We start from the raw sequence: 22060 nt of genomic DNA, 5'->3' as shown, positions 1-22060 counted from the left end.
CGCGCCGCGCGCCGCGAGGTTCGCCCGGACGTGCCGGGTGGGCGTCGGCGTGCCGCGACGACGAGCCCCCGGTCGGGTGTGGGAACCGCGTGGGAACGCGTGATCGTGCGGGCCTGCGACGCCCGGACGGGAGTCCCGCCCGCGGTCCGTGGACCCACGGAACGCAAGAGCGGGACGGATCTCGAGGACCCGTCCCGCTCTCGGACGTAGAAACGGTGCGCACCGCGCAGGGGGCAGGCGATGCGCACCGTCGAGTACGAGTGTGAGGCACGGGACGGCTTCTGGTCAAACGTCCAGGCCCTCTGTCCAGGGTGATTCACACGAACGGATTCCAGGGCGCCCGGAGGGCCGCACCAGGCACGCCGGGAACGTCCGCCGGGCTCACCGCGGGCCGACCTCGACGCGGCGGCACGAGGGGCGCAGAGCCGCTGGTCAGCGCGTCGCGGCACGTCGGACGACAGGCTGACGGCACGTCCGTCAGAAACAGCCCGCCGCCGCTCCGACCCGCTGCAGGCCGGCGAGGTCGCCCGCCTGGAACACCGGCCGCGACGCGTCACCCAGCCCGGCCGCCATGACCTGCCGGGGGTCGTCGACGTGGGTCAGCCCGACGGCGTGGCCCAGCTCGTGCAGCAACGCCGTGCCGACCGAGCGTCCGGGCGCGAACCCGGGGACGAGCGCGTCGTCGACGTCGAGCACGAGGTGCGCGCGCCAGATGCGCGAGGCCGACCGCGTCGTCGACCACACGGCGCCGCCCTGCCCCGCGACGCCCCCGGCGAGCGCCGGCACGGTCGCGGCGTCCGTCCACGCGATCACGAGGTCGGCATCCGGCTCGCGCACACCGGTGTCCGCGTACGGCAGGTAGGTCGTGTCGCCGACGAGCTCGAGGTGCAGGCCCGAGGCCACCTCGAGCCGCAGCAGGGCCGACGTGACGAGGGCCTCGGCGTCGGCGGGCGCGCGCGGGTCCGCGTGGTTCACCCGGACCCTGATGGTGGTGCACGGGTCCCACCGGGCGACGTGGCCGTGCTGGTCGACGTGCAGGAGGGCGTACGGCGCGGCCGCGGTGCTCGGCACAGGCGGCGCGGGTTCGTCGGGCGGCAGCGCGGTGCCCGTGGTCGCCGTCGCGGCCAGGACGGCGGACAGGGCACCGAGCACGGACCGGTGGCGCAGCCGCGTGCGCGCCGATGGCCAGCCGTGGTGCACGTGCCGTTCCCCGTCCCGGTCGACGTCGTCGTCGACGGGAAGGATCGGCGCGCGGCACGGCCCACTTGATCCGCCGGGCGGGTGGAGCGGGGCGCGCGCCCGCCTCGGCCCGGGGCGCGGGCGCCGGGCCGAGGCGGGTCAGCGGGCGGTGTCAGGTGTGCATGGAACCAGCGGGGCGGTGTCAGGCCGGGTCGGCCGTCGGCCCCGCCTTGCGGATGCGCAGCCGGCCGAGCGTCGCGAGCGTCAGGCCCTCGACGAGGATCTGGATCCCCAGCAGGAGCCCGAGCAGCTTGACCGTGGCGGACTGCGGGTCGACGAGCACCCAGATGCCGAGCGCAAGGGACACCAGGCCGCCGATGGCCAGCAGCGCCTTGTACCGGTCCGCCTGGAACGCCATGACGATGCGGACGAGCCCGCCCGTGAAGAACAGCGCACCCGCGAGCAGCGTGAGAGTGAGCGCGCCGATCTCCGGGTTCCGGAGGATGAACACGCCGATCGCGGTGAGGATCGCGCCGCCGACGGCGGCCCAGAGGGCACCACCGGACCGGATCCTCAGCAGGGCGCCGATCAGCAGCAGGATGCCGCTGATCAGCGTGGTCCAGGCGATGAGCCAGATCGAGATCTTCGTCGCGACGGCGACGTCGCCCAGCAGCACGATGCCGGCGACGATCAGGATCACGCCGAGCACGACGTCGAGGCCCGTCCGTCGTCGCTCGACCACCACGGTGGAGGTCATGACACCCACATCCCCTCGGGCATCCGCCCAGGTCCCGGTGGTGCACGGTGCGCTGCGGCCCCCGGTCAGGAACCTGTCGGCGCCCGTCAGTCGCGACCCTAGCGGCCCGACACGCCGGAGGACGGCGGCACGACGACACCCGGTGCAGATCGGGCGGAACGGGCGCGTCGCCGCCGGTCACCGGGGCACCGGACCGGGACCCGTCGGCCTATCCTCCTGCGGGTGAGCGGCACGCCACCGAGCCCGCCGGACGACGCGCGGGACGACGCACCGGCCGACGCGCCCGCCGGCACGCCCCCTGGACCGCGGGCGCGCGCGGTCGTCGAGGACCACCGCGCGCTCGCCGCCGCCGCGCAGGCCGTCCTCGACGTCATGGACGCGACGACGGTCGGCGTCGCGGCGCTCGTCGCGCAGGACCGCGAGGCCCGCGTCCGGGCCGAGCTCGCGCAGGTGGACGTCGACCGGCTCGGCGACATGACCGAGAAGAACCTGCGGCTGTCCGCGCTGGCCGCCGCCGGGTACACGTCGGTCGCGGACCTGCTCGGCAAGGACGCCGCCGAGCTCGACGCGGTGCCGGGCGTCGGCGCGCAGACCGCTCGCAGCGTCGTCGCGGCCGTCGAGCAGCTCGCCGAGGCGGTCCGGGCGGGCACGCACGTGCGGATCGAGCTCGACGACCGGGGCCGGCCCGACTCGGCGGGCACCGTCGAGCTGCTGCGCCTGCTGCACCGGGCGATGCGCCTGCGCCCGCTCGTCGAGCCGCAGCGCTCCCGCCTGACCGACTACGCGGCGTCGGTGCGGCGGCTGCTCCCCCGCGCGTCGCGGGCCGCGTCCCGGCTGCGGTTCGCGTTCTCCCGCCCGACGACGAGACAGCAGTCGCTGGCGGCGCTCGCGCAGCTCCGCGCGTGGGAGCCGTGGCTCGCGTCGACGGACCTGCGGCGGACCGTCGACGACCTGGGCCGCGCGACGGCCGAGCCCGACGCGCCGTCGAGCGCGCTGTGGGACGACTTCGAGCGCCGGTCCGCGACGTACTACTCCGAGCTGCAGACGATCGTCCCGTCGGCCGTCAACGTGCTGGCGGCGCGGGGCATGCTCACGTCCGAGCTGGCCGACCGCGTGGCGGAGCACCCGCTCGACCTGTCGTACCTGCGGGTGCAGCTGCGCGGGTACCAGGAGTTCGGCGCCCGGTTCGCGCTGCACCAAGGGCGAGCGCTGCTGGGCGACGAGATGGGCTTGGGGAAGACCGTGCAGGCGATCGCGGCGATGACGCACCTCGCCGCGAGCGGTGAGCGGCACTTCCTCGTCGTCTGCCCGGCGAGCGTGCTGGTCAACTGGGTGCGGGAGGTCGCCGAGCACTCCGCACTGACCCCGCACCGGCTGCACGGCGCCGACCGTGACGCGGCGATCCGCGCGTGGGTCACGCAGGGCGGGGTGGGCGTGACGACGTTCGAGGGGCTCGCGCACCTGCCGCTGCCCGGCGAGGACGGTGGGCTCGGCGTCGACGAGCTCGGCATGGTCGTCGTCGACGAGGCGCACTACGTGAAGAACCCGGCGGCACGCCGGACACGCGCGGTGCGTGCGTGGACGGACACCACGTGGCGCGTGCTGCTCCTCACCGGGACGCCGATGGACAACCGGCTCGAGGACTTCGTCGAGCTCGTCCGGCTCGTGCAGCCGAACGTCGCGGACGGGTTCCCGTCGCACCTCGGGCTCGTCGGCGGCGACGCGTTCCGGGAGGCCGTCGCCCCCGTCTACCTGCGACGCAACCAGCGCGACGTGCTCGTCGAGCTGCCCGAGCTCGTGCTCGTCGACGAGTGGGAGGACCTCTCCTCCGCCGGCGAGGTGGCGTACCGGGCGGCCGTCGCGAGCGGGAACTTCATGGCGATGCGCCGGGCGGCGTTCCTCACGCCCGACCCGCGCGACTCCGCGAAGCTCGGCCGGCTGCTGGAGATCGTCGAGGACGCCGGCGAGAACGGGCACCGGACTGTGGTGTTCTCGTTCTTCCGCGACGTCATCGCCGTCGTCGACGCCTCGCTGCGCGCCGCGGGCGTGCCGGTGTTCGGACCGCTCACCGGATCCGTGCCGGCGGACGAGCGGCAGGCGATCATCGACGCGTTCGGCGTGGCCGGGCCCGACGCCGTGCTGATCGCGCAGATCACCGCCGGCGGCGTCGGGCTCAACATGCAGGCCGCGAGCGTCGCCGTGCTGTGCGAGCCGCAGCTCACGCCCGCCGCCGAGGCGCAGGCCATCGCGCGGCTGCACCGCATGGGCCAGGTCCGTAGCGTGCGGGCGCACAGGCTGCTCGCCGAGGACGGGGTCGACGAGCGGATCACCGAGATCCTCGACGGGAAGCGGCGCGTGTTCGACGAGTACGTGCGCGACTCGGCGCTCGCCGCGTCGTCCGTGCACGCCGTCGACGTTACGGAGGCGCGGCTCGCCCGGGAGGTCGTGGCCGCCGAGCAGGCGCGGCTCGGGTACGGGCCGGTGTGGGACGCGCGGGGCGACGGGGCCGGGCCGACCCTGCCCGACGGCGTCGACGAGGCCTCCGCGGAGCCCGTCGCCGCATCGGAGCCCGCGCCCGAGCCGTGACCGCACGGCCGCGGGTCAGCCCGCCGCGCGCGCCTGCGCGAACGGGAGCCGGTCGAACACGATCGTCATGCGGGTGATCAACCCGTCGGTCACCTCGACCCGCTCGGCGCCCGGCGCGTGCGGGACGAGCGTCGTCTCGGTGTCGTAGAGCACCACCGCGGTCCCGTCGTCCCCGAACGCTGCGAGCACCTCGGTGCGGGTCGTCATCGCGGCGAACGGGCCCATGAACGCACGGAACGCGTCGCGGCCGACGACGGGTCCGGCGGGGGCGTCGCACACGATGCCCGGGTCGACGAGCGCCATCGCGGCGTCGAGGTCGTGGCTGCTCCACGCCCGGTGGTAGTCGAGGGCGGTCTGCAGGGCTGCGGCGGTCATGCGTCCTCCTGTGGTGTGTCGGTGCGTCACCCGTACCGACGCCGGCCGCGCGCGTGTCGGAACGGTCTCGTACGGTCCCGTGCCATGACGATGCTCGACGCGGCGCGCGCGGGCGACGAGGGCGCGTTCACCGACCTCGTGGCACCGCACCTGCGCGAGCTGCACGTCCACTGCTACCGCATGCTCGGATCCCTCGACGACGCGGACGACGCCCTCCAGGAGGTGCTCGTGTCCGCCTGGCGCGGGCTGACCGGGTACGCGGGTCACGCGTCCGTCCGCACGTGGCTGTACGCGATCGCGACGAACCGCTGTCTCACCGTGCTCCGCACCGGGCGGCGCCGCCCGCGCGAGGTCGCGCTGCCGTTCGAGGCGCCGCCGCCCGACGACCGCACCGACGTCCCGTGGCTGCAGCCGTACCCGGACGCATGGCTGCCGCACGAGCCCGTCGAGCCGGGCCCGGCGGCGCGGTACGACGCGACCGAGTCGATCGCGCTCGCGTTCGTCGCCGCGCTGCAGGTGCTGCCACCGCGGCAGGTCGCGGTCGTCGTCCTCGGTGACGTGCTCGGGTACGCGCAGACCGAGATCGCCGCGATGACCGGGACGACGCCGACGGTCGTCAAAGGGCTGCTGCAGCGCGGGCGGGCAACGCTCGCGCGGCGGGATCGGGACCAGCCGCGCACCGACCGGCAGGTCGACCTCATGGTGGCGCACCGGTTCGCCCGGGCGCTCGAGAACGGTGACGTCGACGGCGTCGTCGCGCTCCTGACGGACGACGGCTGGCTCGCGATGCCGCCGCTGCCGCACGTGTACCGCGGGCGCGCGTCGGTGGGCGCCTTCCTGCGGGCCGCGCACGACTGGCGTGCGGGCCGCCGCCTCACCCTCACCGAGGTGCGCGCGAACGGCGGGCCGGCGTTCGTCGGCACGATGTCGGGCGGTGCGGACGAGATACCCGGCGGCGTCTACGTGCTGACGACGCGCTCCGGGCACCTCGTGTCCGCGACGCGGTTCCTCGACGACCGGCTCGCCCGGGTCGTCGACATGACGTGCCCGCGGCCGTGACCACCTCCCGCGGGCGCGGCCCCGTGGGTCATGCGCACTCGTACACCGTCGCCTGCGCGTCGCTCCGCAGCCCCAGCAACCACTCGTCGTCGAGCCCCTGGACCGCGTACAGCGCATCGTGGTCGAGGAACTGCTGCTCGGTGAACGGGTACGCCGCAGCCCCCTGCACGAAGTCTTCGAGCTCGTCGTCGAACGTGAAGCTGGTGTCCCGCGCGTGCGCGAACACGGCACGCGACACCGCGTTGCCGCCCGGCACGGGCACGTAGACCCGGCGACCGTCGAGCGCCGTGCCGGCGGGACGCCAGTCGGCGTCGACGTGGTGCTCCTCGACCGCCAGGAGCGAGGCGAAGCACCCCTGGGAGCCGGGCGCCACGGACCCGCCGCCGGCGGTCTCCGCCGACGGGCGGGCGACGCCGTCGTCCCAGGTGAACGTCCCCGGGTGAGCGACCGGGACGTCGCTCGGCTCGAGCAGGTAGGCGCTCCCCATCGGCGTCACGTACGCGTAGTGGAGCGGCGTGAGCCCGGCGACCTCGCCGAGCGCCGGTGACCGCACCTCGACCAGCTTCGCGCCGCCGATCTGGCGCAGGGTCCGGGCGTCGCCCGTGACCTGGTACCCGAGCGGCACGTAGCCCAGCATGGCGGCGCCGTCGCCGTAGACGCTTCGCCAGGTGACCGCCATGGCGCCTGTGGTGGTCACGCCGAACGTCGGGGACACCCGGATGGCGGTGGGCACGGTCAGCGACTCGTACCGGGTCGTCCTGTCGATGGTCACGCCGGGCTGCTCGTACGTGCCGTCGCCGCGTCGGCTGCACCGGTCGGCAGACGTCGGGCACGCGACGAGCGCGATCCGCTCGCCCGCGATCTCATACAGGCCCTCGACGTCCGAGGACGGCCACTCCGTGTTGACGAGCGCGTAGATCTTCGCGCCGCCGCGGTGACCGACCAGGAACGCCCGCTGCCCCTCGAACGCGGTGAGCCGGGACGCCACGGCGGTGTCCTCGACGGGCTCCTGCCACGTCTCGCCGGTGGTGGGCGACAGCACGCGGGCGATGCCGGCGGCGTCGTCGGCCGGTGCGGTCGGGAGCGCGACGGTCGCGGTCGGGGCCGAGGAGGCAGTCGGCGATGTGGGCGTCGGCGTGGACGTCGTGGTCGGCGACGGGCTCGGCGTGTGGGCTGGCGCGGGTGCGCCCCGCACGGCTCCGAGCCATGCGACGACGCCGATCACCGCGACACCGGCGACCGCCGCCACGGACTCCACGGCGTGCCGCCGCGCCCGCCGGTGCCGCACGACCCGGCGCACCGAGCCGAGCACCGGGTCCGGGGCCCCCGGCACTTGCCGCTCAATGTCGCCCGCAGCACGCTGGAGCAGGGCGTCGAGGTCACTGGCCATCTCGCACCTCCACGGTGTCGACCTGCCGCACGCTGATCCGCTCGACGGTGCCGGCGGTGCTGCCGAGCACGGCGTTGAGCCGCGCGATGCCGTCGGCGGTGTACCGCTTGACGGCCCCCTCGCTGAGGCCGAGCTGCGCGGCGGTGTCCGCGACGGACAGGTCGTCGAGCTGCCGCAGCACCACGCACGCGCGCTCGCGGGGGCTGAGCGTCGCGAGCGCCCGGAGCATGTCGGCGCCGGGCCCGCGCTCCTCGACGACGACGGGTGCGACGGCCAGGCCGGCGACCCGTCGCGTGGTGCGCGACTCGCTCGCGCGCCGCCGCCACTCGTCGACCGCGCGCGACACGATCGCGCGCCGCACGTACGCCTCGGCCTGCTCGACGGACCCGAACCGGGCACGGCCGGAGAACGTCGAGATCAGCGCCTCCTGCACGAGGTCCTGTGCGTCGGCCGACGATCCCGCGACGAGCATCGCGTGCGTGACCAGACGCGGGTAGCGCTCGCGCACCACCCGTTCCAGCAACGGCTCCCAGCTGCCCACCCGTGCTCCTCGCCCGCGCACCGACCTGTCGGGAAGACAACGGAAGCCGCCCCGTGCGCGGTTGGGGGCGGCTTCCGTCGCGAGTCTCAGCGGCCGTCGGCGGGCGGCTCCTTGTCGTCGGCGAGCCGGCTCTCCCGCTCGCGCAGCTGGGCCTCCCAGGCCTTGAGCATCTCCTCGTGCTTCTGGTCGGAGCGGCGCATGCCGGCGAGGAACTCCGGATCGTCGTCGGGCGACGACCGGCGCGGCCGCTCGTACTCGGGGAAGCCCGCCGTCGCGGTCGAGGGCCACGGCACGTTCCTCGTGCGGCGCTGCTCGGGCCGTCCCGCGACGAGCCAGGCGATGCCCCCGACGACCGGAAGGATCACGATGAGGAACACCCAGGTGATCTTCGGCAGGTTCCGGACGCTCGCGCTGTCCGTCTGCGCGCAGTCGATGAGGCAGTACACGAGCATGCCGATCTCGAGCAGGTACGGCAGCAGACGGATCACGCGGGCTCCCCGGTTCGCGCCCGGCGGCACGACGCCGACGGGACCGGCCGGAACGCTAGCGCCGACACCGCGTCCACGTCCGGGGTTCGGGCCGAGGATCACCTGATCGGACACGCCGCCGCACGTCCCGGGCCCGCAGGCCCTGGTCGGCCAGCATCCCGGCATGGCCCCCACGTTCGACGAGCGGACCGACGCGCTCGCCCGCGCCGCCCGATCGCAGCCCGGTGTCGTCGGGCTCGTGCTGCTCGGGTCCGCCGCCGAGGCGCACCGTCGCGACGAGTGGTCGGACCACGACTTCTTCGTCGTGGCCGCACCCGGCGCGGGCGGCGACGTGCGGGACGTCCGGGCCTGGCTGCCGGACGTCGACGACGTCGTCGCGCTCGCCCGCGAAGGGGAGATCGGGTTCTCGGTGCTGTACCGCGACGGGCACGTGCTCGAGTTCGCCGTCGCGACCGCCGCGGAGCTCGACGGCGTCGCGGTGGTGCACCACCGGGTGGTGTTCGACGACGGGTCGATCGCGGGGCTCGTCGCGGCGTCCGACGCGCGCGCGTCGCGCGAGGCGGCCCTCGACCCGGCGAACGAGACCGCGCTGTTCCTCGTCAAGGTGCTGCTGGGCGTCGGCCGGGCGCGCCGCGGCGAGGTGCTCAGCGGCGGGCAGCTCGTGCGGCAGTGGGCGACCCAGCACCTCGTCCGGGCGATCCGTGAGCGCGTGCCGTCGCCCCTGGACCCGGAGCGGATCGACCCGGCCCGACGGTTCGAGGCGGCCTACCCGGAGATCGGCGCACGCGTCGGGGCGGCGCTCGCCCGGCCCGTCGAGGACGCCGCCCGCGACCTGCACCGGCTCGCTCGCGAGGTGCTCGAGCCCGGCTGGGACGCGTTCCCGTCGCAGGCCGCGGACACGGTCGCGCGACGGCTCGGCTGGGACGCCTGACCTCCGTCTAGCGACCCGCCCGCCGCGCGACGGCCGCCACGCGGCCCCCGTCGACCGCCCGCGCGCGAGCCGCCCCGAGGAGCGCCGCGCCCGCGAGCAGCGCCACGACGAGCCCCGCCCCGGAGAGGCCCGACCCGGCAGCGACGAGCACCCCGACGGCGACGACGGGTGTCGCCACCGAGACGGCGACGGCGGGCACGGCCCTGTCGGGCCGACCGTCCGCGAGCGCCTGCCGTGCCACGAGCGCGGCACCACCCGCCACCGCGACGACGAGCGGCGGCAGCAGCGCGGTGCCGGGACCACCGGCAGGCACCAGCACCACGTACGCCACGGTGGCCGCGACGAGCGCGGCGACGGACCACGGGAGGGTCCGGCGCGCATGCCGGGTCTCGGACGTCGCGGCGGCCGCGACCGTCTCGCCGAGGGCGCGCGCGGCGGAGGCGGCCCAGAGGCCGAGGAGCACGAGGACGACGACGATCACGCCGCCGACGCTAGGGGCGCGCGGCGTACGGCGCCTGTCCTCCCGGCGAACACCCGGGGCAGTTCCGGGAGGTCCCCGACCCGAGGGAGCGTCCGCTCAGGGTGGTCCCCGAGCGACCCGTCTACCTGCTGACACGCTCCTCGGCGACGACGGCCACGTCCGAGCCGTCGGGCGCCGGGTACGGCGCGGGCAGGACGTCGCCGGTGAGCGCCTCCATGACCGCGGGGCCGCCGACGGGCCCCTCACCGGGGACGGTCGACACCTCGGTGGCCGCGCGGTGCGACCCGAGCCGGCGCTGCGCGACCGCGTAGGAGGGCACGAGCAGCACCACGGCACCGATCCACGCGAGGGGGTTGCCCCAGACGACGCCGTCGAACCCGTACGCCGCGCCGAGCACCCCGGCGGCGACGAGCCGGCACGCCAGCTCGATCACGCCGGTCGCGGTGGGGACGACGGTGTGGCCGAGACCCTGCAGGGCGCCGCGCAGCACGAACAGCACCCCGAGGATCGCGTACAGCACGCCGTTGACGAGCAGGTAGTGCGCGGCCATGTCGACGACCTGCTGCTCGCCGTCGCCGACGAACTGCGCGACGATCGTCGGCCCGCCGAACACCACGATCAGGCCGAGCACGAGCGAGACCGCGACGGAGATCCACGACCCCTGCCGCACGCCGACCCGGATGCGGTCGGGGCGCCCGCCGCCGAGGTTCTGCGCGACGAACGTCGACACCGCGATGCCGAGCGACGCGAGGACGAACACGGCGAGCCCGTCGACGCGGACGGCCGTGGTCCACGCGGCGACCGCGTCGGCCCCGAGCTCGTTGAGGCGCACCTGCACCGCGAGCGTGCCGATCGCGATGATCGACGCCTGGAAGCCCATCGGGAGGCCGAGCCGCAGGTGGCGGCCGAGGTCCGTGCGCGAGACCCGCCAGTCCTCGCGGTGCACGTGCAGCACGGGTACCCGTCGCCGCACGTACGCAAGGCACAGCGTCACCGACACGGCCTGCGCGACGACGGTCGACAGTGCGGCGCCGGCCACGCCCGTGCCGAGCACGCCCACGGCACCGACGACCAGCACGACGTTGAGCGCGCAGCTCACGCTGAGGAAGACCAGCGGCGTGCGGGAGTCGCCGATGGCCCGGATGATCGACGACAGGTAGTTGAAGAACACGATCGTGCTCGCGCCGAGCAGGCTGACGACCGCGAACGTCGTCGCCTGCGGCAGCAGCTCCTCGGGCGTCTGCAGAAGCCGGAGGGCCGGGCCGGCCAGGAGCGGTGCCCCGACGGTGAGGATCATGCTCGTCGCGGCCGACAGCACGGTCCCGGCGGCGACCGACCGGCGCACGGCCGCGTGGTCGCCCGCGCCGAACGCCTGCGCGGTCGGGATGCCGAAGCCCGAGGTCAGGCCCCACGCGAAGCCGAGCAGCAGGAACAGCAGGCTGCCCGTCGCTCCGACGGCCGCGAGCGCGTCGACGCCGAGCACCCGGCCGACGACGAGGGCGTCGGCCGCCTGGTACAGCTGCTGGACGACGTTGCCGACGAGCAGCGGCACCGCGAACAGCACGATGACGCGCCAGGGGCGACCGGCGGTGAGGACCTTGGGCACAGCGGACTCCGGAAACGGAGGGACAGGGGGACGTCCGCGGTGGCCTGCGGCGATCGCGTCGTCTTCCGACCGTATCGACAGGTCGGCGGTGGAACGAAACGATTTGATCATGGAAATCGAATCGATGCGATACCCGCGTTCGCGCGAGTCGCGCGCCTGGCGGCGCAGCCGACGGACGACCCCCCGCTAGGACGTCACCGACACCGTGTACGCGTCGGCCGCGCACCCCGTGACCCGCCAGCCCCCGGGCACCTCCGTCGTCGTCGCGTCGACCACGCCCGTCGTCCTGACCTGCGGGAACGCGTCACCCGGCACCCACACGTCGAGCTCGCAGCCCACGTCGTCCTGCACGACCGTCGCCGCGAGCTCGAGGTCCCGCCCGCTCGCGCCCGACGTGAGCGAGTCGAGCCGGCCCGGGAACGCACGCGGGTACGCGCGGCTCAGGGGCGTCGCGAACCCGGCGGGCGGCGGCGACAGCTCCCCCGTCCCGCAGTCGACGGACACGAGGTTGCCCGACGACGTCGCGTCCGAGCCCGTCTCCGGCGAGCCGCACCCCTGCCGCCACACCCAGAAGGCCCCGCCGATGCCCAGCCGGTCCTGCGCCGCGACGAACCGCTGCACCTTCGCGCCGTCGACGTCGGGGTCGCCGAACCAGCCCCACTCCCCCGCCCACAGCGCGGCGCCGTAGCCCGCGGCCGCGCGCGACGACACCTCGAGGTTCCGCTCGATGGATACGAGCGTGAACCCGAGGCTCTGGTCCATCGAGATGGACTCGCTGTACGGGTGCGGCGCGAACACGAGCTGGTCGTCGTCCGTGAACCCGGGCGGCGGCGTGACGTCGAACGCAAGCCCCGACCACAGGACGCTGGGCTCGAAGAAGACGAGGTGCGCGAAGCCGCCGGCGTCCTGCTCGGCGGCGCGGATCGCGTCGATCGCCGCGTCGTAGTACCGGCCGAGCAGCAGCCCCGAGGTGACGGGCGCGATCGAGCCGATCCCGGGCTCGTTGAGCAGGTCGTACCCCGCGACGGCCGGCTCGCCCGCGAACGTCCGCGCGACCTCCGCCCAGGTCCTCACGAGCTCGGTCTGGATGCCGTCGCGGTCCGTGTAGAAGTTGCTGAACGCCGTCGCGACCGCCGGAGCCAGGTCGCGGGCCATGAACTGGCAGTGCGCGGTCCCGTCGGTGATCGTCGCCCACGCCGGGGCGCCGTCCCAGCCGGTCGTCGGCGTCGTGCCGCCGCCGCACGTCGCGTCGGGCCGCGCGATCGCGTTGCCCCACGCGTCCTCGTGCATGTCGAGCACCACGTAGACGCCGTGCGCCTTCGCCGACGCGACCGCAGCGCGCACCTGCCGCAGGTACGCCTCGTCGATCTCGCCGCGCCGCGGCTCGAGCCGGGACCACGACATCCCGAGCCGCACCACGTCGAAGCCCATCGCGGCGATCTGCTCGAAGTCGTCGTCCGTGAGCGCCCCCGTCGCAGGGACGTCGGGGTCCTTGAGGTAGTAGTCAATGAGCTGGTTGACGTTGACGCCGCGCAGCACCACCTGCCGCCCCGACTCGTCGCCGATCGTCGGCAGTCCGCCCGGCTCGTCCGCGGGCAGCAGCTGCAGCCGCGGCATGGCGTCCGTGACGGCGGTCGGCGTCGTCCGCTGCGGCCCGGCCTGCGCGGGCGTCGGGACGACGAACGGGAGCCCGAGCAGCAGCACGGCCGCGGCAGCGCCGGCGAGCCGCCGCGAGCGCACGTGCGGTGCGGTGGACAGCAGCCGCTCCCGCCACGGCCACGCCAGCCCGGTCGCCAGGGCAGCGAGCAGGCCGACCGCGACGCCGTAGCCGATCCCCGTCGCGATCGCGACGAACGCCGTCGCGGCCCACCACGCGTCCGGCACCGCGTTCGGCGCCGCACCCTCGAGCGCGGCCGCTCCGGGGAGCGCCGCGACGACCGCGTCGACGACCCCGAGGACCAGCCCGGCCACGACGGCGGCGAGCCACACGGCGACCGACGCGGGGACCGCACGGTCGTCGAGCCGGCGCAGCAGCGAGCGGAGCACCCACGCGAACGCACCGACGAGCACTGCCGTCCCCGCGAGGAGCCCGAGCACGCCCGCCGCGGCCGCGGGGGCGACGAGAGGGCCGGCGAACGCGTAGCCGACCGGGCCGCCACGCCAGGACGTCGAGGCGAAGCCGACGGCGGCGAGCGAGACGACCACCAGCAGGACCACGACGGGGAACGCGACGCGGACGGCGGGCGGCGGGACGAGCGGCGTGCCGTCGGTGGTGACGACCTCGGCGGTGCTGCCCGCGGCCGTCGCCCGGCCGACCGGGCCGTCGCCGCGGAGCTCGTCCTGCGGGCCGAACCGGAACGCGAGCGCCGCCGCGACCCCCGCGAGCGGCCCGACCACGAGGAGCTCGAGCGCCGCGAACCCGCTGGTCGCGAACGCGAACCGCACGACCGACCCGGGCGACAGGTGCGGCCCCGCCATCGGCAGGGCCGCGACGATCGCCGTGGCAGCCTCGGCCAGCGCCCCCGCACCGACCGCCGCGACCGAGGTCACCCCCAGCACGCGTGGGCCGGTCACGACGGGCCGACCGGGTCCGGCGACGACCAGCACGGGCACGACGACCGCGCCGAGCAGCACGGGCAGCCCGATCAGCAGGGGTGCCCAGCCGTACGCGCCGCCCGTGCCGAGCAGCGGCATCCCCCGGCCACCGACGGGCGCGAGGAGGCCCGACGGGTCGGCGACGGAGAGCACACCGACGAACGCGAGCAGCACCACCGTGGCAGCCGCGGACGCCCGCACCTCCGGGCGCAGGAGGAGAGGGCGTCGGCGGCGCGAAGACGGCGTTGTCCGGGCGGGCATGGTGATCGCGAAGCGTAACCGCTGGCCGCCGGGACGTCAGGAAGTCCCTCCGAACGGCCCAGCGGTCAGGCGCGCGACCGCGCGACCGACGCGTCGGCGACCCCCGACAGGGCGACGCTCCGCCCCACCCAGCGGTCGTCCTCGACGGCGGCCGCGAGGAACTGCCCGACGCGCGCCCGCGCGACCTTGTACCCCTGCACGTCGCCGGTCGTCGACGTGAACGGCATCTCGTCGGCGGCCTCGTCGGTGAGGTTGACCGGCTGCACGCTCACCCAGTCCAGGCCGCTGTCCCGGACGAGCGCGTGCTGGACCTCGGTGTCGGCGATCTGCGGGCGGAGCAGGAGCGCGAAGACGACGCGCATGGCCGTCGAGAGCCGGTCGCGGGTCTCGCCGACGCCGTAGGACGTCTGGACGACGAGCCGCCGGACGCCGTGCGCACGCATCGCGTCGACGACCGTGCGGGTGCCGCGCGAACGGACGTCGGGCGCGGTGCCCGCGGGTCCGCGCAGGCGCACGCGGATCGCGCTCTCGCTGATGCCGAGCGTGACGACCACGGCGTCCTGCCCGGCGACGAGCGGTCCGACGACGGCCGGGTCGGTCGCGTCGCCGTCGACCGTGCGGACGCCGCGCAGGGTGGGGTCGGCGGTCAGGGTGCCGGCGTGCCGGGACAGGGCGGTCACCTCGTGACCGCGACGGACGAGGGCGGTCACGGCGGCGCGGCCGGAGCCGCCCGTCGCACCGACGACGAGAACCTTCATGGTGTGCCTCCGGGGTGCGGGAGCCGCGCGGTGTGCGCCGGCTCTGTGCTCAGCCCACCAGGCTCCGTTTGGACGGTCTATGATCCGACGTCGGCGGAACATGTCGGATCGTCCGACGTTCGTCCGCTGCGGAGGGCCAGATGAGCCAGCTCGTCGTCGACCCGCCCTGGGCGCCCGCCGACCCCGTCGGCGAGGCCCTGCACCGGCTGCGCATCACCGGGTTCTTCTACTGCCGCACCGAGGCCGACGGCGACTGGGCCGTGGAGATGCCCGCGTTCGCCGACTGCGTGAGCTTCCACGTCGTCACCGCCGGCGAGGCGTGGGTCGAGGTCGGCGGCGAGCCGCCCGTGCGCCTGGGGGTCGGGGACCTCGCGCTCGTGCCGCACGGCCGCGGCCACCTGCTGCTCAGCGCCCCCGGGACGCCGTCGCTCGGGCGGGTCGACGAGCTTCCGCAGGAGTACGTCACCGAGCACTACTCGGTGCTGCGGCACCACGGGCCCGGCCCCCGCACCGAGCTCGTCTGCGGCGTGCTCGGCGTCGACGGCCCCGCGTCGCGGCCCCTGCTCGACCTGCTGCCGCCCGTCGTGCACGTGAACCGTGCCACGCCCGACGCACCCTCGTGGATCGACGGCACGCTCGCGCTCATGACCGACGAGCTCCGACGTGCCCGCCCGGGCGGCGAGGCCGTCACCACCCGCCTCGCCGACATCCTCGTCATCCAGGCGGTGCGCGCCTGGCTCGACGCGCAGAACGCCCGCACCGGCTGGCTCGGCGCGCTGCGCGACCCCCAGGTCGGCGCCGCCATCGCCGCCGTGCACCGCGACCCCGGCCGCCCGTGGACCGTCGCGACGCTCGCCCGGGAGGCCGCGATGTCCCGGTCGAGCTTCGCGGCCCGGTTCACCGACGTCGTCGGCGAACCCGCCATGCGGTACGTGACCCGGTGGCGCATGCACGTGGCCGCCGACCGGCTCGCGCACGGCGGCGCGACCGTCCGCGAGGTGGCCGCCGCGCTCGGCTACGAGTCCGAGGCCGCGTTCAGCCACGCGTACACGCGGACCGTCGGGGTCCGACCTGGCAGCACCCGCCGGGCGCGGAGCTGACCCTGACCGTGAGGGTCAGGCCGGTGCGGTCGGCGTCGTGCCGGTCGGGTCCGTCGGGTCCGGCGCCGGTGTGGACGGCTCGGACGCGGGGCCCGTCGGGACAGTCGCGGGGTCGGTCGGCGGATCCGTCGGCGGGTCCGTCGGCGAGCCCGTCGGCGGGTCGGTCGGCGTCCCGGTCGGGTCGGGGGTGGGGTCGGTGCTCGGATCCGGGCTCGGCGACGCGCTCGGCGACCCGCTGGGCGTCGGCTCGGGCGTGGTGGTCGGCGACCCGGTCGGCGAGGGCGTCGGCGTCACCGTGGGCGTCGGGGTCGGCGTCGGCGTGGGTTCCGCCGTCGGGTCGTCCGTCGTCTCCGTGGTCGCCGGGTCGACCGGCACGGGCGGGATCGCGGCGTTCGGTTCGCCGTTGACGAGGATCGGGGCCGACGTGCCGGTGCCGCGGTCGTCGATCGTGCCGAACTCCCAGTGCCACGGCTCGTGCGGGCCGCGACCGCCCTCGTCCATGTACGACGGGTGGTGCCAGCCGAACAGGGCCGCGTACGCCTTGAGCCACGCGTACTGGGCCGACCGGTAGGAGTTCGCACCGTCGCCGAGGTCGATCGCGAGGCCCCACCCGTGGTTCGACGTGCCGGGCGTCGCGGCGAGCGACCCCTTGGCCGCCTTGGTGCGGACCTGGGCCTCGAGCGAGCGGTACGAGTCGGTGATCGCGATGTCGCGGCCGAACGCCGCGCGGTACGCCTCGTTCATCCGGACGAGCGCCTCGGCGGCGTCGCAGCGCAGGTGGTGCCGGGGCGCGAACGCGACGGGGCACAGCACCTCGAGCGGGATGTTGCCGTTGGTGTACCCGTCGGTCGAGTGCGCCTGCAGCTCGGCGCGGGCGATCGCGGCCTTGAGGGCCTCGTCGGCGCTCTGCGCGGCGACCCGGGCGGCGAGCGTGACGCCGGCCGCGGCGTCGCGCGCCTGCGTCGCGGTCGTCGCGGCGGTCACCACGTCACGGGCGTCGGCCGCGGCGTGCGAGGCGACGACGGCCGTGTCGAGGAGGGCCACGTGCGGGTCGGTCGGGACGAGCTGGCGCGCGAGCGCGGCGCTCTGGGCCGATGCGTCGGCGAGGTCGGTCGCGACGAGCAGCACGCCGTCCTCGACGTCGTCGACCGCCCGGATCGCGCTGCTGAGGTCGCCGGTGACGACCTCCTGCCGCGCGTCCTCCACCCGGGGCGGGAGCTGCTCCGGCTCACCTGTCCAGTGCAACGGCTCGGCGGGGGCGTCGGCCGCCGCCTCGTCCTCCGGTTCGTCCTGAAGACGCACCTGCACGTCGGCGCGCGGCACCGGACCCGCGTGGACCACGCGGCTGACCTGCACGGGCGGTTCGGGGGCGGCCGGGGCCAGCGGGTGGCCGACGAGCGTCGCGGTCGCGGTCTCGACCGCCGCGAGCCGGTCGTCGAGCCGCGCGAGGGCCTGCTGCGCCGCGAACGGGTTGACGTCGGGAGCCACCTGCTTGCGCGTGGTCGGCAGGTGCGCGGGCACACCGTCGCGCACCGCGAGGATGTCGGCCGCCTCGACCGGGGGGACCCCCTGCGACAGCAGCACCGGCGCGCCCGCGAGGAGAGCCGCCAGCACGACCGCACCGCACCTGGCGACGACGGAGTCGTGGGCTCGCACCGACATCGGGCGCGCACGGTACGCGCGCCTGCTCCTGGGCCGGTTCACGAGCACGTAGGACCCCTCTGCGGTGCGTCGTCCGTCGACCTTCTCACTGCCTCCCGGCGCGGGGCGACCCCTGCCGGGGGTGAAGGTCGCGGACCGACCCCGGGGGCTCGCCGCGACGGCCGTGCAGGACGCTGCGCGACGGTCACGAACGGAGGGTGACTCGACGCCGCCCACAGGATGAATGGACGGCACGACGGCTCCGCTGATACCTCCCGATCGGGCATCGTTCGGGGACGAGCGGCGGGGACGGACGGTCAGCCCCGCAGCGCGAGCACGAACGGCAGCACCTCCGACGCACCTGCGAGCCGCAGCTCCCGGGCGGCGACGGTCACGGTCCACCGGCTGTCCACGAGGTCGTCGACGAGCAGCACCGGCCCGGGCGGCAGCGTGAGGCCCGAGGCGTCGAACCGCTGCCACACGCCCGCGAGCCGGAACGCGCTGCTGCCGCCCGGCTCACCGGTGGGGCCGCCGTCACGCACCGCGAGCGCGCCCGCGTACGGCAGCCGCCCGACGTCGGCGATGCCCCGGGCGAGCGAGTCGACAAGGAGCGGGTGCCGCCGCGACGGCATCGCGACCACCGACGTCGGCCGTTCCTCCCAGCCCCACTGCGCGAGCACCCGCACGCAGCCGTCGAGCATCGCCCGCGTCACCGGCCCGTCGGGCGTCCCGGCGGCGAACGTCTCCCGCAGGGCGTTCCCCCAACCGAGATCCGTCAGGCGCGCGAGCGCCCGCCCCTCGGACGCACGCTCCTCGACCGCGATCCGGCCGCGCACCGGCACCCCGAGCCGGTCCGCGCCGACCGGCCACTGCGCCCGCGGCTCGACCGGCACGCCGACCCGGTCGAGCGCGCGCCCCGCCGAGGCGGCCGCGCCGTCGACCACGTCGACCGGGTACCACGCGCCGGCGCACGAGTCGCACCGCCCGCACGGTGCCGCCGTCTCGTCGTCGAGGCTGCGCTGCAGGAACTCCATGCGGCAGCCGTCGGTCCGCTCGTACTCGAGCATGTGCTCCTGCTCCGCGACCCGGGCGGCGGCGATCCGTGCGTAGCGGTCGGCGTCGTACGTCCACGGCTGGCCGGTGGCGACCCAGCCGCCCCGCACCCGGCGCACGGCACCGTCGACGTCGAGCACCTTGAGCAGCAGCTCGAGCGGCGTGCGCCGGATGTCGACGAGCGCCTCGAGCGCGGGCGTCGACAGCGGCTCGTCCGACAGCTCGGCGATGACCCGCTCGGCCCTGGCCCGGTCCGGCATCGACGCCGTCGCGAAGTACTGCCAGATGTCGCGGTCCTCGGGCCCCGGCAGCAGCAGGACGTCGGCACTCGCGGTCGCCCGCCCGGCGCGGCCGACCTGCTGGTAGTAGGCGACGGGCGACGACGGGGCGCCGAGGTGCAGCACGAACCCGAGGTCCGGCTTGTCGAAGCCCATGCCGAGCGCGCTCGTCGCGACGAGCGCCTTGACCTCGTTCCGCTTGAGCGCAGCCTCGGCGGCCTCCCGGTCGGCCGGGTCCGTCTGACCCGTGTACGCCCGCACGTCGTGGCCGGCGTCGCGCAGCAGCCGGGCGGTGTCCTCCGCGGCCGAGACGGTGAGCGTGTAGATGATCCCGGATCCGGGCAGGTCGGCGAGGTGGCTGAGCAGCCACGCCAGCCTCGTCCGAGCGTCCGGCAGCCGCAGCACGCCGAGCCGCAGCGAGGCGCGCGCGAGCGGGCCGCGGACGGTGAGCACGTCCGACCCTCCCGTGCCGAGCTGCTCCGCCACGTCCGCGACCACCCGGCGGTTCGCGGTCGCCGTGGTCGCGAGCACCGGGACACCCGTCGGCATCGCCGCGACGAGGTCGCGCAACCGGCGGTAGTCGGGCCGGAAGTCGTGCCCCCAGTCGCTGATGCAGTGCGCCTCGTCGACCACGAGCATCCCGAGCCGTCGTACGAGCGTCGGCAGCTGCTCCTCCCGGAACGACGGGTTGTTGAGCCGCTCCGGCGAGACGAGCAGCACGTCCACCTCGTCGGCCGCGAGCGCCGCGAGCACGTCCTCCCACTCGTGCGCGTTCGTCGAGTTGATCGCGAGCGCCCGGACCCCGGCCCGCTCGGCGGCGGCGACCTGGTCGCGCATGAGGGCGAGGAGCGGCGAGACGAGCACCGTGGGACCGGCGCCGCGCTCGCGCAGCAGCATCGTCGCGACGAAGTACACGGCGGACTTGCCCCACCCGGTGCGCTGCACGACGAGCGCGCGGCGGCGGTCGTCGACCAGGGCCTCGATCGCCTCCAGCTGCCCGTCGTGGAACACGGCCGCCGGGTCGCCGACGAGCCGGCGCAGGACGGTCAGGGCAGCGTCCGCCGTCACGGTGTGGTCGGTCTGCGTCACCTGGACAGCCTGCCAGCCCCCGCCGACACGGCCTCCCGACGGAGGCACGTCCGGGTGCCCGGGGCGACCGTCTTAGGGTGGAGGTCGTCCGTCCGGGCGGCGGAGATCACACCGTCACGGACCCCGGTGCGTGACGACCGGCCCACCCGGGAGCAGCCGGGCGGGTGGAGCCTGGACATCAGGCAGCGCCCACACGCAGAGGGAGCGTCGGCGCGCGACGAGCGGGAGCAGACGCATGAAGGACCAGCTGGAGACCGTCCTCGCCCAGGTGCTGGCACGCAACCCCGGTGAGCAGGAGTTCCACCAGGCCGTGCGCGAGGTGTTCGACTCGCTCGAGCCCGTGCTCCGCAAGAACCCCCAGTACGTCGACGGGGCCGTCCTCAGCCGCCTGTGCGAGCCCGAGCGCCAGATCATCTTCCGCGTCCCCTGGGTCGACGACGCAGGGCAGGTGCAGATCAACCGCGGCTTCCGCGTCGAGTACAACTCCGCGCTCGGCCCGTACAAGGGCGGCCTGCGGTTCCACCCCTCGGTGTACCTCGGCATCATCAAGTTCCTCGGCTTCGAGCAGGTCTTCAAGAACGCCCTCACGGGCATGCCCATCGGCGGCGGCAAGGGCGGCTCCGACTTCGACCCGCGCGGGAGGTCCGACGGCGAGGTCATGCGGTTCTGCCAGTCGTTCATGACGGAGCTGTACCGCCACATCGGCGAGCACACCGACGTCCCGGCGGGCGACATCGGCGTCGGCGGGCGCGAGATCGGCTACCTGTTCGGCCAGTACAAGCGCATCACGAACCGCTACGAGTCGGGTGTGCTCACCGGCAAGGGCCTCACGTGGGGCGGCTCGCTCGTGCGCACCGAGGCCACCGGCTACGGCACGGTCCTGTTCGCGGAGCGCATGCTCGCCACCCGCGGTCAGTCGTTCGACGGGCGCCGCGTGCTGGTGTCCGGCACCGGCAACGTCGCGCAGTACGCGATCCAGAAGGCCCAGCAGCTCGGCGGGAACGTCGTCGGCTGCTCGGACTCGACCGGGTACGTGGTCGACGAGGCCGACATCGACCTGGCCCTGCTCCAGCAGACCCGCGAGGTCGACCGCATGCCCGTCTCGGTCTACGCCGAGCGGCGCGGCGGGTCCGCGACGTTCGTGCCCGGCCGACGCGTGTGGGAGGTCGGCGCCGACATCGCGCTGCCCTGCGCCACGCAGAACGAGCTCGACGAGGACGACGCCGCCGCGCTCGTCCGGTCGGGCCTCGTCGCCGTCGTCGAGGGCGCCAACATGCCCACCACCCCGGCAGCGGCGGCGCTTCTGCAGGCCGCCGGGGTCCTGTACGCCCCCGGCAAGGCCGCGAACGCCGGCGGTGTCGCCACGTCGGCGCTCGAGATGCAGCAGAACGCCAGCCGCGACTCGTGGTCGTTCGACTACACCGAGCAGCGCCTCGCCGGGATCATGCACTCGATCCACGACCGCTGCCTCGCCACAGCCGACCAGTACGACGCACCCGGCAACTACGTGGTCGGCGCGAACGTCGCCGGGTTCATCAAGGTCGCCGATGCGATGCTGGCGCTCGGCGTCGTCTGAGACCCCCACCCGGGCGCCCGCCCGGCGGGACCCGACTACGGTGCGTCGGGCGGCCTGCGGCCGGAAGGTCTGCACGGTGATCCGCTCACCGGGCACACGATCAGCGCCATCTCGTCGACCAGCTGATGCTGCAGCAGCCACCAGATGAGCTGACCGCTCCCGTGCACCTGGAGCTCACCACCGGGCGTCGCCTTGAGGTCGCACACGGCCTTCTCGAGATCGCCCGACGCGGTCGTGCCCGCCCACCGCGGTGCGGTGATCGTGTTCGACGCGACGAACTTCGGCCGCCCGTTGAGCGACCTCACGAGCGGGCTCG

General features: G+C 75.2%; 18 protein-coding genes. 5 read left to right on the top strand and 13 right to left on the bottom strand.

Annotation, left to right across the window (positions count from 1 at the left end; genetic code table 11):
- Positions 1–477 precede the first annotated feature (477 nt).
- Both J7523_RS01235 and J7523_RS01230 read right to left on the bottom strand, forming a co-directional pair.
- On the bottom strand, positions 478–1200 hold the full coding sequence (locus J7523_RS01235; RefSeq protein ID WP_291881349.1) for a matrixin family metalloprotease: 723 nt from the start codon (positions 1198–1200) through the stop codon (positions 478–480).
- A 181-nt stretch (positions 1201–1381) separates the two neighbouring features.
- Complete coding sequence (locus J7523_RS01230; protein ID WP_291881347.1) at positions 1382–1936, bottom strand: DUF308 domain-containing protein; 555 nt, start codon at positions 1934–1936, stop codon at positions 1382–1384.
- Positions 1937–2158: 222 nt separating this feature from the next.
- Here J7523_RS01230 and J7523_RS01225 point away from each other — a divergent pair, with 222 nt between their 5' ends.
- Positions 2159–4522 carry an SNF2-related protein gene (locus J7523_RS01225; protein WP_291881345.1) on the top strand — a complete coding sequence of 788 codons (2364 nt, stop codon included), beginning with the start codon at positions 2159–2161 and terminating at the stop codon, positions 4520–4522.
- A gap of 15 nt (positions 4523–4537) precedes the next feature.
- On the opposite strand, the gene J7523_RS01220 is transcribed toward J7523_RS01225, so the two are convergent.
- A complete protein-coding gene (locus tag J7523_RS01220) occupies positions 4538–4897 on the bottom strand; it encodes a nuclear transport factor 2 family protein (RefSeq protein WP_291881344.1) in 360 nt (119 codons plus the stop codon).
- Positions 4898–4981: 84 nt separating this feature from the next.
- On the opposite strand from J7523_RS01220, the gene J7523_RS01215 reads away from it, so the two are divergent.
- Entirely contained in the window at positions 4982–5956 is a 975-nt protein-coding gene (locus J7523_RS01215) for an RNA polymerase subunit sigma-70 (protein WP_291881342.1), read from the top strand.
- Positions 5957–5984: 28 nt separating this feature from the next.
- Here the strand turns inward: J7523_RS01215 and J7523_RS01210 are convergent, their stop codons facing one another.
- The 3 genes from J7523_RS01210 to J7523_RS01200 all read right to left on the bottom strand — a co-directional run bounded on the left by J7523_RS01210 (position 5985) and on the right by J7523_RS01200 (position 8375).
- Positions 5985–7346: a hypothetical protein gene (locus tag J7523_RS01210; RefSeq protein ID WP_291881341.1), complete on the bottom strand. Its 1362-nt coding sequence runs from the start codon at positions 7344–7346 to the stop codon at positions 5985–5987.
- Positions 7336–7887: a sigma-70 family RNA polymerase sigma factor gene (locus tag J7523_RS01205; RefSeq protein WP_291881340.1), complete on the bottom strand. Its 552-nt coding sequence runs from the start codon at positions 7885–7887 to the stop codon at positions 7336–7338. The genes J7523_RS01210 and J7523_RS01205 overlap by 11 nt, the downstream gene beginning before the upstream one ends.
- An 86-nt stretch (positions 7888–7973) precedes the next feature.
- Positions 7974–8375: a PLD nuclease N-terminal domain-containing protein gene (locus tag J7523_RS01200; RefSeq protein WP_291881339.1), complete on the bottom strand. Its 402-nt coding sequence runs from the start codon at positions 8373–8375 to the stop codon at positions 7974–7976.
- Between the two features lie 163 nt (positions 8376–8538).
- Between J7523_RS01200 and J7523_RS01195 the strand changes: the two genes are divergently transcribed.
- A complete protein-coding gene (locus tag J7523_RS01195; protein ID WP_291881337.1) occupies positions 8539–9306 on the top strand; it encodes a hypothetical protein in 768 nt (255 codons plus the stop codon).
- 7 nt (positions 9307–9313) lie between these two features.
- Here the strand turns inward: J7523_RS01195 and J7523_RS01190 are convergent, their stop codons facing one another.
- The 4 genes from J7523_RS01190 to J7523_RS01175 all read right to left on the bottom strand — a co-directional run bounded on the left by J7523_RS01190 (position 9314) and on the right by J7523_RS01175 (position 15007).
- Complete coding sequence (locus tag J7523_RS01190) at positions 9314–9787, bottom strand: hypothetical protein (protein ID WP_291881335.1); 474 nt, start codon at positions 9785–9787, stop codon at positions 9314–9316.
- Between the two features lie 121 nt (positions 9788–9908).
- Positions 9909–11393, bottom strand: a complete 1485-nt coding sequence (locus J7523_RS01185) for an MATE family efflux transporter (protein WP_291881333.1) — start codon at positions 11391–11393, stop codon at positions 9909–9911.
- 186 nt (positions 11394–11579) lie between these two features.
- Positions 11580–14165 (bottom strand): cellulase family glycosylhydrolase, encoded by a 2586-nt coding sequence (locus J7523_RS01180; protein WP_291881331.1) that lies wholly within the window; start codon positions 14163–14165, stop codon positions 11580–11582.
- 149 nt (positions 14166–14314) lie between these two features.
- Complete coding sequence (locus tag J7523_RS01175; RefSeq protein ID WP_291881329.1) at positions 14315–15007, bottom strand: NAD(P)-binding oxidoreductase; 693 nt, start codon at positions 15005–15007, stop codon at positions 14315–14317.
- Between the two features lie 140 nt (positions 15008–15147).
- Here J7523_RS01175 and J7523_RS01170 point away from each other — a divergent pair, with 140 nt between their 5' ends.
- Positions 15148–16107, top strand: coding sequence for an AraC family transcriptional regulator (locus J7523_RS01170; protein WP_291881328.1), 960 nt, complete (start codon positions 15148–15150; stop codon positions 16105–16107).
- Positions 16108–16122: 15 nt separating this feature from the next.
- Here the strand turns inward: J7523_RS01170 and J7523_RS01165 are convergent, their stop codons facing one another.
- Both J7523_RS01165 and J7523_RS01160 read right to left on the bottom strand, forming a co-directional pair.
- Entirely contained in the window at positions 16123–17769 is a 1647-nt protein-coding gene (locus J7523_RS01165) for a M15 family metallopeptidase (protein WP_291881326.1), read from the bottom strand.
- 296 nt (positions 17770–18065) lie between these two features.
- Positions 18066–20168 (bottom strand): RecQ family ATP-dependent DNA helicase, encoded by a 2103-nt coding sequence (locus J7523_RS01160; RefSeq protein ID WP_291881324.1) that lies wholly within the window; start codon positions 20166–20168, stop codon positions 18066–18068.
- Positions 20169–20403: 235 nt separating this feature from the next.
- Between J7523_RS01160 and gdhA the strand changes: the two genes are divergently transcribed.
- The gene (gene gdhA, locus J7523_RS01155; protein ID WP_291881323.1) at positions 20404–21744 is read left to right on the top strand and encodes an NADP-specific glutamate dehydrogenase; all 1341 of its coding nucleotides are present in this window, start codon (positions 20404–20406) and stop codon (positions 21742–21744) included.
- 35 nt (positions 21745–21779) lie between these two features.
- On the opposite strand, the gene J7523_RS01150 is transcribed toward gdhA, so the two are convergent.
- Entirely contained in the window at positions 21780–22049 is a 270-nt protein-coding gene (locus J7523_RS01150; RefSeq protein WP_291881321.1) for a dihydrofolate reductase family protein, read from the bottom strand.
- Between the last annotated feature and the right edge of the window lie 11 nt (positions 22050–22060).

The organism is Cellulomonas sp., from assembly GCF_017744555.1.
In the GTDB taxonomy this organism is placed as follows: Bacteria; Actinomycetota; Actinomycetes; order Actinomycetales; family Cellulomonadaceae; genus Cellulomonas.
Note: the sequence above shows the minus strand (reverse complement) of the source record. Positions and strands in the feature narration are given on the sequence as shown.